The sequence below is a fragment of the Marivita sp. genome (assembly GCF_017643905.1).
Lineage (GTDB): Bacteria > Pseudomonadota > Alphaproteobacteria > Rhodobacterales > Rhodobacteraceae > Marivita.
Genome location: NZ_JAEPMO010000038.1, coordinates 1 through 15,017 on the forward strand (window position 1 = coordinate 1; position 15,017 = coordinate 15,017).

General features: G+C 55.7%; 11 protein-coding genes and 4 pseudogenes. 6 read left to right on the plus strand and 9 right to left on the minus strand.

What is annotated here, in order from left to right:
- Window positions 1–94: 94 nt before the first annotated feature.
- The 6 genes and pseudogenes from JJ869_RS07955 to JJ869_RS23155 form a co-directional block, all read right to left on the minus strand.
- Window positions 95–502, minus strand: a complete 408-nt coding sequence (locus tag JJ869_RS07955) for a hypothetical protein (protein ID WP_292265907.1) — start codon at window positions 500–502, stop codon at window positions 95–97.
- Window positions 503–721: 219 nt separating this feature from the next.
- Window positions 722–841 (minus strand): annotated as a pseudogene (locus JJ869_RS07960) (adenosylhomocysteinase); the annotation flags it as partial.
- Window positions 832–969, minus strand: a pseudogene (locus tag JJ869_RS07965) (IS5/IS1182 family transposase); the annotation flags it as partial. The pseudogenes JJ869_RS07960 and JJ869_RS07965, both read right to left, overlap by 10 nt.
- A gap of 189 nt (window positions 970–1,158) precedes the next feature.
- Window positions 1,159–4,845: a DUF4214 domain-containing protein gene (locus JJ869_RS07970; RefSeq protein ID WP_366510424.1), complete on the minus strand. Its 3,687-nt coding sequence runs from the start codon at window positions 4,843–4,845 to the stop codon at window positions 1,159–1,161.
- A complete protein-coding gene (locus JJ869_RS23150) occupies window positions 4,823–4,909 on the minus strand; it encodes a hypothetical protein (RefSeq protein WP_366510425.1) in 87 nt (28 codons plus the stop codon). The genes JJ869_RS07970 and JJ869_RS23150 overlap by 23 nt, the downstream gene beginning before the upstream one ends.
- 35 nt (window positions 4,910–4,944) lie before the next feature.
- A pseudogene (locus JJ869_RS23155) lies at window positions 4,945–6,186 on the minus strand (hypothetical protein); the annotation flags it as partial.
- 332 nt (window positions 6,187–6,518) lie between these two features.
- On the opposite strand from JJ869_RS23155, the gene JJ869_RS07975 reads away from it, so the two are divergent.
- The 3 genes and pseudogenes from JJ869_RS07975 to JJ869_RS07985 all read left to right on the plus strand — a co-directional run.
- The gene (locus JJ869_RS07975) at window positions 6,519–8,543 is read left to right on the plus strand and encodes an ATP-binding protein (protein WP_292265909.1); all 2,025 of its coding nucleotides are present in this window, start codon (window positions 6,519–6,521) and stop codon (window positions 8,541–8,543) included.
- Window positions 8,544–8,610: 67 nt separating this feature from the next.
- Window positions 8,611–9,249, plus strand: a complete 639-nt coding sequence (locus tag JJ869_RS07980) for a response regulator transcription factor (protein ID WP_292265911.1) — start codon at window positions 8,611–8,613, stop codon at window positions 9,247–9,249.
- Window positions 9,250–9,421: 172 nt separating this feature from the next.
- A pseudogene (locus JJ869_RS07985) lies at window positions 9,422–9,538 on the plus strand (IS5/IS1182 family transposase); the annotation flags it as partial.
- 93 nt (window positions 9,539–9,631) lie between these two features.
- Here the strand turns inward: JJ869_RS07985 and ahcY are convergent.
- The gene (gene ahcY / locus JJ869_RS07990) at window positions 9,632–11,020 is read right to left on the minus strand and encodes an adenosylhomocysteinase (protein WP_292265913.1); all 1,389 of its coding nucleotides are present in this window, start codon (window positions 11,018–11,020) and stop codon (window positions 9,632–9,634) included.
- Between the two features lie 125 nt (window positions 11,021–11,145).
- Here ahcY and JJ869_RS07995 point away from each other — a divergent pair, with 125 nt between their 5' ends.
- Window positions 11,146–11,742 (plus strand): HD family hydrolase, encoded by a 597-nt coding sequence (locus tag JJ869_RS07995; RefSeq protein WP_292265916.1) that lies wholly within the window; start codon window positions 11,146–11,148, stop codon window positions 11,740–11,742.
- The gene (locus tag JJ869_RS08000) at window positions 11,739–12,227 is read left to right on the plus strand and encodes a GNAT family N-acetyltransferase (RefSeq protein ID WP_292265918.1); all 489 of its coding nucleotides are present in this window, start codon (window positions 11,739–11,741) and stop codon (window positions 12,225–12,227) included. Before JJ869_RS07995 ends, JJ869_RS08000 begins: the two co-directional genes overlap by 4 nt.
- Here the strand turns inward: JJ869_RS08000 and JJ869_RS08005 are convergent.
- A complete protein-coding gene (locus JJ869_RS08005; RefSeq protein WP_292265920.1) occupies window positions 12,224–12,778 on the minus strand; it encodes an ActR/PrrA/RegA family redox response regulator transcription factor in 555 nt (184 codons plus the stop codon). The two genes, JJ869_RS08000 and JJ869_RS08005, sit on opposite strands and share 4 nt — an antisense overlap.
- A gap of 79 nt (window positions 12,779–12,857) precedes the next feature.
- Entirely contained in the window at window positions 12,858–13,481 is a 624-nt protein-coding gene (locus JJ869_RS08010) for an SCO family protein (protein ID WP_292265922.1), read from the minus strand.
- A 117-nt stretch (window positions 13,482–13,598) separates the two neighbouring features.
- Between JJ869_RS08010 and regB the strand changes: the two genes are divergently transcribed.
- Entirely contained in the window at window positions 13,599–14,996 is a 1,398-nt protein-coding gene (regB, locus tag JJ869_RS08015) for a sensor histidine kinase RegB (protein WP_292265925.1), read from the plus strand.
- Window positions 14,997–15,017: the final 21 nt, after the last annotated feature.

Sequence of the window (15,017 nt, forward strand, 5' to 3'; positions counted from 1 at the left end):
CCATGTCGATCACTCCAATGACCCCCGACAAATCCCGTCAGGGGGAGGGTTCCACATGGGTCAATTCTCAGTGACAATGTTGATCGTTGCTGGGTCAGTTCTCAGTGACATCCAACATCTGAAGACGATCTACCGAGACAAGACCCGCCTTCAGTGAAAGCTCGCAAAGAAGCGAGATTTCTTCGAGAGTGGCATGTCCACAAAACGCCATCCTGATCCGATGTTTCGAAACATCCAGCCAATTCTTTGCGTTCTTATCTTTTTGAACTTCGGAGTTCTTTTGCAGTTGGCTTCTAAGCGTACCCGCCCGTTTGTAAGCACCGCCTCCCGTGCCTGACTTGTAGCGTGTGATGGCGACCTTTTTCACACCTCCGCCCGGCAATCGCACAGGCAAGGCATGACAGATTTCGACGAATTCCGAACACCATAGTTCTGGTTTGAACCTTGGAAAGTTGGCGTTTCGGATTTCCTTGATTGCCGGATGGTCGCGGTAATTGCCCATCTCAACCTCGAACCGAAAATGCTCAGGCTTGAATGGCGCAATAAAACCACGTCGGTGCGATTCCTCAAAAGTCTTTTGTCGCTGGCGGAATTCTCAAAAACCAAACTGAGGTCGACTGATCGCGACTTGGCAGACTACACCTCTGACACAAAATGGAAAAAGGCCCAGACGTGAACGCCGGGCCTTTCGTACTCAGTGAGCTGGTTTTTGCCGATTGGCTTAGTACCGATAGTGCTCCAGCTTGAACGAGCCGTCCGGGGTGACGCCGATATAGGCGGCCTGTTCCGAGGACAGCCGTGTCAGCTTCACCCCAATCCGGTCGAGATGCAGTCGCGCGACGGAACTCCTGATCCAGCTATCCAGAAAATCCCATCCAGACCAGGGCCGTGGTTGGTAGGCTTGCGTCCATTCGGCGCGCGGACAGCAATGATAAATCGTTCAAAGAGCGTTTATTGTTCGTCCAACATCAGGTCTCGTGCCAAGCTGGTCTCCTTTGCAGATACCAGCTTGAATCACGCCCATCCCGCGGTGTGAATCCCTTTGTCAACACGACCTCACGTCAGCCGAAAAGTACCGAATTGACAGCGTGAGCCGCGCCTCTACCGACAAACTCAGCCTCACACCAACAACCGACAAAACCACTTGCTCAGTTCGCTCTAAGCAAAGGGATCGTCAATGACCCCTACAAGGGGCATCAGGAATTCGCCTGTATCCGCATCGAGCGCATCTACGAAGTAGCCGTCAATTGCCGCAACGGTTTGCTCGATGCTGGCCTCGCTGCCGTCAAAAAGTGCCATCGCGGCCGAGGCGTTGTCGACGTCTGACATGCCTCGGGTGACCGCGAAATATGCTCCAATGTCGGTTTTGTTCGCAAGATAGGCACGGTCCGCGAGTTGCTGATCAATGAAGTCCGGGCTGGCACCGTCAGGCGGTTCGGCTTTGGCGCCACGCAAGACTGCCAAAATGAACTGATCCCGCCCGACGGAGCCATCATTCAGGACATCAACCCAAAAGTTGAAGCCATCCTCATCCGGAACTCGTCCGAGCACGTTATTGTAAACTGCCGTGGCAAAATCTGTGTTCGAAAGGCTTTCCGGGTAGGTGGCGCGTGTTTCGTCCTGATCGATAAACAGCGCAGCAGACTCTTCCAACGTCACGCCATTGGCAAAGGCTGTTCCCCAGAAACCAAGCCCCACCGCATCCGGCGCGCGGTTGAAATACGCGATATAGAGCTCAATAAAGCTTTCAAGCGCGTCCGATGCGAGACTGGCCAAGCCACCAAACATCTCAAGGTCAAAGAGACCGTCGTATCGGTCGATCTCGAAATCCAGCAGTTCGATTGATGTCAGCGTGTCGGACCCGTTCTCGCCGCTGCGGTCCGTAACAACAGGGCCGTCTGGAGAGATGGTCAGGGTGTACCGCGCCTGATCCCCGGAGAAATATGCGGCATCCCGGCCTGCTCCGCCATCCAGACTGTCATCGCCCTCGCGCCCGCGCAGGACATCATTGCCGTCGCCACCCCAGAAGCTGTTATCGGCATCGTTACCGGTGATGAAATCATTTGCAGCTGTGCCGATCACGTCTTCGACGTTTCTCACCGTGCTGTCCTCGGACTCGCGTGCGATCGTCTGGGACTGGACCCGAATGGCAAAACTAGGAATATCCGAGCTTTCTTCTTCGCCACTTGGCAGGCGCAGAGCCAAATCACTGGCCGCCCTGGCATAGTTCGGGTCAGAGCGCAGTACGTCTTCGGGACGAATGCTCTGACCATCAAAAATCCGCGCTGATTGTGATCCGTCGTCCGCCCAAACCAGAGTTCCGACTTCAAGCTCGCGTGTGATCAGGTCATTGCGCAAATCGATGATGAGCGACACGGTCCGGCCTCCCCCATCAGCTGTGTCTGTGACAGCAGAGAAATCCAACCTGTCGCGGCCTGAACCGCCATCCACGTCAAACGTGCCGGTGCCAAGGATGAAGACATCGTCTCCACCCCCGCCGTTCAATTGGTCGGCCGCGTCGGAAAGGCTGCCGCCTCCAGTCATCAGAATATCGTCGCCACCACCGCCGTCGATTGTGTCGCTGCCCCCACCGCCAAAAAGCAAGTTGTTCTGGTCATCACCAACCAAGGTATCCCCTAGGATCGTGCCATAGAGGTCCTCGATGGAAATCAGTGTGTCGGTCTGCCCACCACGGGTGGCCTGTCCCGTATCCAGGTTCGCAGCAATCCCTTCAAACAGGGTCGCTTCGAGCATGGCATCTGGTCCGATGGGCATGGCAATCGCGTAGGATGCGGCGTCTGTCCCGTCCCCTCCGTTCAGGGTGTTCTGCCCGGCACCGCCCACCAGAACGTCGTCGCCTTCATCCCCTTCTAGCGTGTCGTTCCCGTCGCCGCCAAAAATCTGGTCGTTTCCATCGCGCCCTTCCGCCCGGTCATCACCGCCATCCAGAACGATCAGGTCGTCGTTGTCAGACCCAAGTACGGTGTCAGATTCACTTGTTGTGATGATCTGCTCGATACCGCCAATACTCATGCTGATGCGGCCTGAGTCAGAGGTCACCCGACCAGAAGCGGCATCAACCGAAACTCCGCCATCGGTGGGGGCAAGAAACAGGGTGTCAAAACCTGCGCCCCCTTCGACATTTGCGCCGTAGTCGATAATTGTGAAGTGATCGTTGTCGGCCCCTCCGTTGGCGGTTGTGTCGGTTGCAAGGTTTTGACCGAAATTGTTGAAACTGAAACGGTCGTTACCGGTACCGCCATCCGCATCGCCGACTTTGCGTTCAAAAGTGATCGTGTCATTGCCGGTGCCGCCATCAATGCGGACGACTCCATTCCCCGAACTTGGGCGCGCGACAAAAAAGATATCGTCGCCAGCGCCACCCGACAGCAGGACATTGCCGGAACTCGAATGCCCAAAGTAGTCATCTCTATCGCCACCGAGGATCGTTTCAAAATCCGACACCCCGAACACATCCACCAACTCAGGCTGGTTTCCAACGGTGCCAGACAGGTCTCCTGTAAAGCCACCCTCTAAAGCGTAAACCGACTGGTTGCCGCTGCTTGACGTCTGGAGCGACCAACGCACGTCACCTACTTGTGTCAGGTCCAGCGTGTCGTCTCCTGCATCGCCATAAAGCGATGTGCCGCCGGGCACCCGAAAGGCTCCAAAGGTCGCGACCACCGTGTCATTGCCAGAGCCACCGCCGGCCGTTGCGCCGCCGCTAAACAGGGTATCATCGCCACCAGCACCAAAGACGTTTAGGCTGCCCAAGCGGGCATCGACGCCACCGAACATCTGGTCAGCCCCATCGCTGCCGTAAATGATTTCGATATCGACCAAGATGTCGGTCGCCACGAACTGGCCGCTTTCGTCAAGTCGATCCACCTCACCCTCAAGCGCGCGCACGACGACGGAACCAAAGGCAACGCCATCTTGCCTGAGATAGTCCTTCGCACGCTGGCTGAAGGTGCTTTGGCTCTCTCGGGATACAGCGTCGATTGGCGCTTCGGACAGACCGTAGCTCAGAAAATCGCGCCCTTCACCGCCATCATAGTATTCGGTTCCGCCCATATCAGACATGTCAAGAACGATCAGCGCATCGTTCTGTGCGCCACCGTAAAGCGAGTCGATCCCGAGTCCGCCAAAAAGGACATCCCGGCCGTCCCCAGACAACAGCTTATCGTTGCCGCTGTACCCACTTAGAATATCGTCACCGGCACCGGTGGAGATGATGTTGCCCGCCTCATCGGTTCGGATTATTACGTTCGCAGGGTCGTGGAAAATGAAGTTTTCGACCCGCGTGAAGTAGTGGTTTTCCGTATTCACAAAGTTGTTGCGGCCCTCGATTGTCAGGTCGATGTCGAATGACCCCCGACGACCGAGATCTGCAAAGAAAACCGTGTCAGAACCCGGCCCGCCGTCGATGACGTCTTCCCCGTTACGGGGCAGGATGAAGTCGTCCCCCTCACCGCCGTTGATATAGTCGTTGGGAGGGACGACAATTGGGAAAGGGGGAAGGATGCCGGGTGGATCAAATGTTTCGGTTATCGGTGCTGTTGTGCCCTGAATGCGGTCATCACCGCCGTAGCCGAAGACGACATTGACGTTTTCGAACGTGATTCCATCCACGACGACATCCTGACGCGTGCCGCCGGGTTGAAGAAAGATCAGCTCGTCTTCATCAGGTCCGGGCGCGCCGGGCTCCCGTGCACCGCGGTCAATCACCGAAGGCGCGATGAGTGCCGTTTCCAGCTCTGCTGCCGTAAAGCGCCCGTCCTCGAAATCGAAGAATTCGATGTTGATTGCAACTTCAACCCCATCATCGCGACTGCCAGGAGCCACATCGGAGTGGGTGAAGGTGAATACGACGCCGTCGCCAGTGTCTTCGCTTCGGCTGATATCGTATTCGACGCTCTTGCCGGAAAAGACGAGCGTGTCCGTGCCCGCCCCGCCATCAACGGTATCCTGACCCGCGCTGGCGATGATCATATCATCGCCGCTGTTGGCGCTTATGTCATCATCACCCCCGCGGCCATCAAAGACTTCTGCCGCGCCTGTGCCGACAATCCGCCCGGTGCCTCCGGAGCCGTCATTGTCGTTTCCTTCAACGGTTGTTGTGTCAGGGTCATCATAGGTGCCAATCCGAAAGGCAGGTCCGGCAAAGTTGTCCAGAAAGCTTTCTTCGAACCGATCAAACAGATCAATCGCATTCTCGGTGTACGCTGTGATGCCAAAATCCGTGTCAATAAAGTCCGTCAGCCCGTCGGTGATTGCAGCTGCCTGTTCCAGAAATTCATCGAAGAGATTGATATCCGGAAATAGCGAGGTGATCTGATCCGCCAGAGCGTCAAGAATTCTGTCCAGCCCCAATTCCTCGGTGAGGTAATCAAAAGCGCGTTCCAGTCGCTCAGTGACCTCTCCGATGGCATCCAGCAAAGGCTCCAACGGCCGCAGGACGAAGTTGGCTTTGTCCATTATGTCGGCCAGGAAAGCGAGTTCGTCCTCGAAATCAACAAGATCAGCCATCTTGGCTGCAATCTCGCCAAAGTCTGCGACGCGGAGCAGGTCAACCACACGGTTCAGGTCAACGTTGATCCCATCGAAATCGTCGAACAGATCCAACACATCCCGCGCGCCATCTGCCGCTCTGTTGATCGGCGCGACATAGGCATCAAGACGGTCGGACAAATCGTCGAATTCCGAACCGGACCCATTTTGGTCAACGACGATGAAGCCTTCCACAACTTCAAACGTGGACGCGACAACGTTCACCATGAACAGGTCTGCTGCGGCCAGCTTGTCAAGAACGCCGTCATCCCGTGTCAAAACGTCATAGGCGTCGGAAGTGAGCTCTGCGACTTGGTTCAGAAGGTGGGCGTTTTCAGTTTTTTCCTTCAAAGCCTCGACGCGAGGTTGAATAGCTTCCAGCGCATCCTTCAACAATTTGGCTGGGGCGGAAACGGGTCCAGCTTTCTCGGCCAATTCCAGACTGCGCAGCGCGTCTTCGATCAGGGAATCAGAGAGTTTAATGATACGCTTGAAATTGAGATAACCCTTGGCTGCAGCTGCTGCCGGCTGCATCGCATCGGCAAACTCTTCTGCCTCCTGCCGGACAGTGCTGACGTGATCTTGAGCAAGGGTAGCATTTGTTTGAAACGCTAGAAACTCGGGTCCTGCAGGCATGATTATCTCACTTTAACTCGGTGCGTGAGGCGTCGCGATCACGCACCAGAAAATACAGCCGCCATCTAAGGCAGCTAACGCCGGATAGGGCACTTGTTTGCCTGCCGTGAGTCGTGTGGCCCTTTCGAGGGCGGTGACAGGCCTATGGGTGAAGGTTGCAATGTCTTAATGATCAGTTTGGTGAGCGGTTCAACGAACCGCGCCAGCCAGACATTCATTAAAGATGCAACCGGTGGATTTTCTGAACGAAAGTATTCGATACAGTCGTGCGCTTTTCTATAGGGTAAATCACCTAATTTACCTTTTTCGCCTTCGCCGTATGTCAGAGCGAAATGAGTGATTTACCCCATTTCCCCAGAGGCAAACCTTTGTCAAACTGCCAAAGACGTGCCGAAAAGGAACAGCGTTTGCTGCAGGCTTCATCCGTACGAGGACAGCTGATATCGTTGTGGGCTGGTGTTCTTCTGATCTGGAGCGCGTCCGGGCTTTGGGCAGAGGCGCCGGTTCTGGTGCTGAACCCAAACTATGCGCCTTATGATGCAGTCCCATTCACCGCATACGTCATCGACGACTACGCACCGCGGGACATCGAATATACCGGCACGTCCCTAAACGATGTTTTGTCATTGGATCGCGATGGGAAGTTCGAACCTGTGACTTCACAAGAGATCGGATTCGGCCGGATTTGGAACCTCGTGCATCTTAAAACGCGCGTCAAAAACCCTACGGACACTGCGCAGACCTGGGTGCTTGCCAGCAACACGACGTACCGCAACTTAATGACAGTCTATCTTATCATGGATGGCGCAACACAACCGACAGACCCCATTTATCAAAACCTGAAGTATTCAGAATGGCGTGAAATAGATGTTCACCCGCATGTCGCCTTCTCTTTGCCTGCGCAATCAACCGCAACGATTTACGTGTCCTATTCAAACGGGTCGTCCAGCTTTCCGATGACCTTCGAAACCGAGTATGGCTACGATAACCGCAGGCGTTTTGAGACGATTACCGCGTTCGTCAAATTGGCACTCGCATCAGGTTTTGCAAGCGTCGCAGTGGTATTCATGGTCGCCATTCGACACGTCGCAACGATACCCTACACGATTTATGTATCGTCTGTAGTGGTTTCGCTTTTGGACCTTGGAGGGCACCTCTATCTGTTTTTCCCATATCCCTTGATTGCAGATACGATCGTTATTGAAAGCATCTTCTTCAATCTGATGCTTGTTGGAATTCTGTTCTTTCAACGTGCCTATTTGATGGGCGAGAATGCGGTGCCTCGATATTGCACCTTTCTGGCAATAGCATCAATTCTGCCTATAATCTTTGCTCTTGGTGATCTGCTTCTTCCCCAAACCATTCCAGGCAATATCACCTATCCTGTGACGGCCCTGTTATTCACATTGTCACCCGTGTCCGGAGTATTGGCGTATGTGCACAAGCTTAGAGGCAGCGTCCTGTTCTTGCTGGGCAACACGGTTTTGACTGCATCGATCTATTGGTTGCTCGTCGCAGCATTTCTTTCCGACACACATCTGCTGATCTTTGCGCATTCTCTGACGCGATATGCGCTGATGTTTGAGGTCTTCATGTTCTCACTGGCGCTGTTTTATCAAGTGCGCGGTATGAGGATTGATACGGAGAACTCCTTGCGCGCAGAAATCCGGGCGACCAAGGAAAAGCTTGCGATGGCTGAAGCGCTGTCTGCAGCAGCGCATGACATGCAACAGCCGCTCACATCTCTGCGGTTGACGATGCGCGACATGAAGGGGAAGGCAAGCGCAGACATCGACGCTGCGTTCGACTATCTAGACGAACTGTTGCGACGCAATATCACCGAGCATCAACCCGCAGACACTGCGCAGTCGGTGGACTCGCTGGTGTCACACGCGGTACTTCCGCCAATAGTCAACGACGAACCTTTCGAGGTCGGTACCGTGCTCAATCATGCGTACAGCATGTTTCAGGAAGAGGCCGCTGCCAAGGGTGTGAAACTGCTGATGGTCCCCAGCACGTTGCAGTCACGGGGTACAGTTTTTGCCGTGATGCGGATTGTCACGAACCTTCTTTCGAACGCGATCAAGAACACATCCAGTGGAAAGATCGTCATAGGGGCGCGAAGCGCGGGTCAATGGGTTAGGATTGAAATCCATGACAGCGGAACCGGCATACAAAAAACTCAGTTGAAGGACATCATGCAGCCGTTTCAGCGGGCTGGAGAATACCCTGGGTCCGGGCTCGGCCTTTCAATCGTGCAACAGTTAAGCGAAGAAAACGGCTTTCATTTTGAACTAGTTTCCGAAGCCGGGCGCGGGACGATCGCGCGTGTCTGCATTCCAAAGGCAGAACGCTGAAATACTTGATTGCGCTGGCATATTCCTTAACGCTTGCTGATAAATTTTGAGTTGCGTGTAGGTGAAAATGCAAGTTCCTAAGTATACCGCAGTTGTTGCAGATGATCACAAGCTGCTGCGCGCCGGGTTTATGCAGATCCTGTCTTCATTGTCGGAAATCGAGATTGTCGCCGAAGCGACCGATGGTCTGGCCACGATTGTAGCCGCAAAGAAATACAAACCTGATCTTCTGACGCTCGATATTGCAATGCCACATGCACAAGGGATTTCGGTTGTGACGGAGGTTCAGCGATGGTCACCGGGAACGCGGATTGTCATTTTCACGGGCATTACGTCGGCCAACCTTCTGAACGAGATGGTTCATGCCGGAGTGCACGGCATCTTTACGAAGCGTGGAGACATCACCGAGTTCGAAGAGGCCATTCCAACTATCCTGCGCGGAGGCACGGTTCTTTCAAGTGATGCGCGCACGATCACCGTTAACGCGGATGTTGAACTGACCCTGACAAAGCGCGAAAGACAGATTCTCAGCCAAATCTGCGCTGGACACTCCACGAAGCAAATTGCGGAAACTTTTTCGATCAGCGTGAAAACCGTGGAGAACCACCGCGCCAGCCTCATGGCAAAGCTGAACGTCCGCTCGCTGGCAGAACTCTTGGCATACGCAGTACGTGAAGGTCTCTTGAACCCGCAGCGCCATTTGTGATCCGCGAGTGTCCGTCGTCAGGATATTCGGACTATTCGGTCTATTTCGCAATGGCGGCTCTGGTTCAGTTTATGTTCCAGATTGGGCCGTGTTGACAAAAAGGATTCGCACCGCGGTGTGGGCGTGATTCAAGCTGGTTTCTGCAAAGGAGACCAGCTTGGCACGAGACCTGATGTTGGACAAAGAATGAACGCTCTTTGAACGATTTATCTTTGCTGTCCGCGCGCCGAATGGACGCAAGCCGACCAACCACCGCCCTTTTCAGGATGGGATTTTCTGGATAGCTAGAAATCGCGACTACACCTCTGACACAAAAAGGAAAAAGGCCCAGACGTGAACGCCGGGGCTTTCGTATTCAGTGAGCTGGTTTTTGCCGATTGGCTTAGTACCGGTAGTGCTCGGGCTTGAAAGGGCCTTCCGGAGTGACGCCGATATACGCGGCCTGTTCGGGCGAAAGTTGGGTTAGTTTCACACCGATCCGGCCCAGATGCAGGCGGGCGACTTTTTCGTCGAGATGCTTGGGCAGGATGTAGACCTTGTTCTCGTATTCGCCGCCATTCTTCCATAGTTCGATCTGCGCCAGCACCTGGTTGGTGAAGGATGCGGACATCACGAAAGACGGGTGGCCTGTGGCGTTGCCGAGATTCAGCAGACGGCCTTCGGAGAGCAGGATGATGCGGTTGCCCGAGGGCATCTCGATCATGTCCACCTGTTCCTTGATGTTCGTCCACTTATGGTTGCGCAAGCTTGCGACCTGAATTTCGTTGTCGAAGTGGCCAATGTTGCCGACGATGGCCATGTCCTTCATCTCGCGCATATGCTCGATACGGATCACGTCCTTGTTGCCGGTGGTTGTGATGAAGATGTCCGCGGTCGAGACCACGTCTTCCAACAGAACAACCTCGAACCCGTCCATCGCGGCCTGAAGCGCACAGATCGGGTCGGCTTCGGTCACTTTAACACGGGCACCGGCTCCTGCCAGCGACGCTGCAGAGCCTTTGCCCACGTCACCATATCCACAGACAACGGCGACCTTGCCCGCCATCATCGTGTCAGTGGCACGGCGGATGCCATCGACCAGTGATTCCTTGCAGCCGTACTTGTTGTCGAACTTCGACTTGGTCACGGAATCGTTCACGTTGATCGCGGGGAACGGCAGCATCCCCTTCTTGTGGAGGTCATAAAGGCGATGAACGCCTGTGGTCGTTTCTTCGGAGACACCCTTGATCGCATCGCGTGTCTTGGTGAACCAACCGGGGCTTTGCGCCATACGCTTGGCGATCTGCTTCTTGATCACCTCTTCTTCCTCGGACTGCGGCACGGGAATGATCTCTTCCCCCGCTTCCGCGCGCGCACCAAGCAAGACGTAGAGCGTCGCATCGCCACCATCGTCGAGGATCATGTTCGCGCCTTCGGGGAACATGAACGACTTGTCGAGGTAATCCCAATGCTCTTCCAGCGTTTGACCTTTGATCGCAAAGACCGGCACGCCGGCTTCGGCAATCGCCGCTGCTGCGTGATCCTGTGTCGAGAAGATGTTGCACGACGCCCAGCGCACATCAGCGCCCAGCGCTACGAGCGTTTCGATCAGCACCGCCGTTTGGATCGTCATGTGCAGCGATCCGACAATACGCGCCCCGGTCAGCGGCTTCTCCGCGCCATATTCTTCGCGCAGTGCCATCAGACCCGGCATCTCCGTTTCGGCGATGTCCAGTTCCTTGCGGCCAAACCCAGCCAGCGCGATGTCCTTGACGATATAATCTTTGGCCATTCCCGGCACTCCACATGTCAACCTTGGTTGGAAGGGCAGTTAGCACGGGGTCGCACTCCCGGCAATGCGGCGCTGTTTACAACCTGCAGGCAGCGTTCTACCCAAGATCAAAAAAGAGGCTCACGATGGCAAATCCCCCACGCGCGTGGCAACGCATGTTGTCTGGACGACGGCTGGACCTACTGGACCCAACGCCGGTCGACATCGAAATTGAAGACATCGCGCACGGGCTGGCTTTCGTGGCGCGCTGGAACGGGCAGACCTTTGGGGATTATGCCTATTCCGTAGCCGAGCATTCGCTTTTGGTGGAAACCCTGTTCGGGCGCCTTTGCCCCAAAGCCTCGGCGGCTGAACGACTGACGGCGCTTTTGCACGATGCGCCAGAATACGTGATCGGGGACATGATCTCTCCGGTCAAAGCAGCGGTGGGTCCGGACTACGGTGCGCTGGATGACAGGCTGAAATCAGCCATTCACATTCGCTTTGGCCTGCCTGCGGTCACTCCGGCCAAGCTCAAGAAACAGATCAAGAAGGCGGACCGCATCAGCGCCTGGATGGAAGCGACGCAGATCGCCGGATTCACACGCGCAGAAGCGGACAGGTTCTTTGGCGCGCCTGATCTGGATTTGATTGCGGATCTGTCCATCGTGCTCCGCCCGCCGGTCGAGGTGCGCAATGACTTCACGATGCGGCATGCGGCGCTCATCGGAGGAATGGTGTGATCACAATCCGGCATGCAGGCAAACTCGACGCGCGGCAGATGGCAGAGCTTTTGGATGCCATCATCGAAAAAGGCGGCACAACGGCACACACCTCGCGCGTTTCACGGGATACCATATTGGAGTGGATGCAGCGCGCGCCCACCCAATCCGCATGGCATGTCGCAGAGGACGTTTCGGGCGAAATCCTTGGGTTCCAGTTCATTGAACCCTATCCTGACCTGCCACCAGACGCCTGCGATATCGCCAGTTTCGTGCGCTTGGGGAAAACCGGCCTCGGGGTTGGATCAAAGCTCTTCGAGGCTTCGAGAAAGGCCGCGAAAGACCTGGGCTATCACTGGATCAATGCCACGATCCGGACCGACAACACAGGCGGTTTGGCCTATTATCAAAGCCGTGGATTCGAGACGTACGCGCACCACCGTGCGCAACGCCTGGCGAATGGCGATTTGGTGGACAAGGTCAGCAAACGCTACGACCTGACCTAACGCGGGGACCGTTTCGCAAGGATTCGCTGCAATGTCCGACGGTGCATATTCAACCGCCGTGCAGTCTCTGACACGTTGCGATCACAAAGCTCGTAGACGCGCTGGATATGTTCCCAACGGACCCGATCCGCGCTCATCGGGTTCTCTGGCGGAGGTGGAAGATCGTCGCCCTTGGCCAGCAAAGCATTCGTGATGTCGGTGGCGTCAGCTGGTTTGGACAGGTAATCAGTTGCACCAATCTTCACAGCAGCGACCGCCGTGGCAATCGCACCATATCCCGTGAGAACCACCACGCGGCTGTCAGGGCGCTTGTCTCGGATGACCTCAACCACGTCGAGTCCGTTACCATCTTCCAACCGCAGATCGACGACAGCATAAGCCGGCGGCCGCGCGGTTGCGATGGCGGACCCGGCAGTGACCGATTGGGCGGTTTCGACTTCAAAACCGCGCTTCTCCATCGCCTTGGCCAAACGGCGCAGAAACGGCTCGTCGTCGTCTACGAGAAGCAGGCTCTTGTCTTCCCCAAGATCATCACCGGTACGCTCGCTCACCGTGGTTCCCTCCCGTAGCGTTTGCGTTATCCGCCAGTATTAACGGCGAATTTTCCAACATCAACGCACAAATGACGCTCTAACTGGCCGCGTCAAGGAAGCAAGAGGTGCGCTCTGCAACCTGCTCGGGGGTCAATTCACGGCGGAAGAACTCGGCGAATCCGTCTTCAGGCATGACGAGGTAACTGAATGTCGAATGGTCCACGAGGTAGTAATCGTCATCCCCTGGCTGCGCCCTGAAGTAGGTGCGATAGGCTTTGCTGGCGGCTTTCACCTGCTCTTCCGAACCCGTAAGTCCGATCATGTTTTCATGCAGGTTCGCTGCGAAATCACCAACGACTTCGGGCGTATCACGCTTCGGATCAATCGAGATGAAGATCGGGGTCACGTCATGCCCCTGCTCGGCCAGAAGATCGATCGCTTCGGCGTTTCGGGCCGTATCGAGAGGGCAAACATCCGGACAGAACGTGTAGCCGAAATAGATCAGCGACGGCTTTGTGATCACATCTTTGTCCGTTACCATCTTTCCGGCGGAATTGACCAACGTGAACGGTCCGCCAATCGTGTCCGCCCCACCCGCAACCTGCGTGTTTCGGCAAGAAGCATACTTGTCGCCGCCATCAACGGGTTGGCTCGCGTACCAGATCCCACCCAAAAGCGCGACAACCGCCACACCTGCCGAAATCGCTGCCAAACGTACCATGTGATCTCCTTCGCTTTTGCACCAATAAAGCCCTTCTCATCAGAATTGCCTTGCCTATGCTTTGCTAAAGCCGAGGTAAGGATTTTGAACTCCGGCACAAGTGGCGAAAGGGCGCAGATGACGCAAACCGAGTTCGGGATCTTCCAGGAACGCCAGCGCGGCAGCTTTATCCGCTTGAGGACGATGATCTGGCTGCGCTGGTGTGCCATCGTGGGACAGGTCGCTGCAATCACCGTAGCCCAGACGTTCTACAACCTGCAGCTCGAGCTCGGATTGTGTTACCTGGCGGTCGGCGTTTCAGTTGTCGGCAACCTGATCGCCATCTTTGTATTCCCTGAAAACAAGCGACTGAACGAGGCTGAGAACTTTCTCATGGTCCTGTTCGACCTGCTTCAACTCTGTTTTCTGATCTATTTGACGGGCGGTTTGCATAACCCGTTCACCATTCTGATCCTTGGCCCGGTGATCGTGTCGGCCACGATCATGACGCTTCGATCGACCATCATCATCGGCGCCACGGCGCTGACGCTTGTGACGCTCATGGTGTTCTTTCACCTGCCGTTGCGCACCGAGCAGGGCTTCATCATGCGCATCGCCGACGTGTTCGTGTTCGGCCAATGGACGGCAATCACCATCGCCGTGATCTTCCTGTCGCTCTATGCGCGACAGATCACCGAGGAAATGAATTCCATGGGCGATGCTGTTGTGGCGACCCAAATGGCGCTCAGCCGAACCCAGATGCTCAACAATCTGGGTGGCGTCGTCGCGGCGGCAGCACACGAACTTGGCACGCCCTTGGCCACGATCAAACTGACGAGCGCCGAACTGATCGAAGAATTGGCGGACCAACCTGATCTGCAGGACGACGCGCGCCTGATCCGCGAACAGGCCGACCGCTGCCGCGACATTCTTCAGTCGATGGGGCGGGCAGGTAAGGAAGACCTGCAAATTCGCTCTGCTCCGTTGGTGGAAGTGATCCGAGAGGCGGCAGAGCCGCATCTGAACCGGGGAAAAGACGTGCTGATCGAAGCTTTCGGACCGGAAGACGCGAACGAGGAAGATTTCGATCCTCCGCTGGCCTTAAGGCGACCCGAAATCATTCATGGATTGCGCAACCTCATCCAGAATGCGGTCGATTTCGCGAGGTCCACCGTCTGGGTTGAGGCGCATTGGACAGACAAGGTCGTATCCGTGCGGATCATGGATGACGGTCCGGGATACCCGACCAACATGCTGGGCCGGATTGGCGATCCGTTTGTCCGCAATCGTCGCACGGAACGCGACCGCACGGCGCGACCCGAATACGAAGGGATGGGATTGGGTCTGTTCATTGCCAAAACCCTGTTGCAACGGTCTGGCGCAGAATTGAGCTTTGCCAATGGTGCAGATCGTGTGAACAGCGCATCGCGGCGCAGGGGCGCAGTTGTCGAAGTCGTCTGGCCGCGCAATGCCATCGTGCCACCCAGCCTGCCCAAAGGCAAAGGCATCGGGGAAAATCCGTCCTTCAAGATCTAACTCGGCACGCTGCGGTTAATA

Coding starts and splice junctions, on each gene's coding strand:
- JJ869_RS07975 (WP_292265909.1), top strand. CDS start 6,519: ATGAGTGATTTACCCCATTTCCCCAGAGGCAAACCTTTGTCAAACTGC.
- JJ869_RS08010 (WP_292265922.1), bottom strand. CDS start 13,481: ATGGTACGTTTGGCAGCGATTTCGGCAGGTGTGGCGGTTGTCGCGCTT.
- ahcY (WP_292265913.1), bottom strand. CDS start 11,020: ATGGCCAAAGATTATATCGTCAAGGACATCGCGCTGGCTGGGTTTGGC.
- JJ869_RS07980 (WP_292265911.1), top strand. CDS start 8,611: ATGCAAGTTCCTAAGTATACCGCAGTTGTTGCAGATGATCACAAGCTG.
- JJ869_RS07995 (WP_292265916.1), top strand. CDS start 11,146: ATGGCAAATCCCCCACGCGCGTGGCAACGCATGTTGTCTGGACGACGG.
- regB (WP_292265925.1), top strand. CDS start 13,599: ATGACGCAAACCGAGTTCGGGATCTTCCAGGAACGCCAGCGCGGCAGC.
- JJ869_RS07955 (WP_292265907.1), bottom strand. CDS start 502: ATGGGCAATTACCGCGACCATCCGGCAATCAAGGAAATCCGAAACGCC.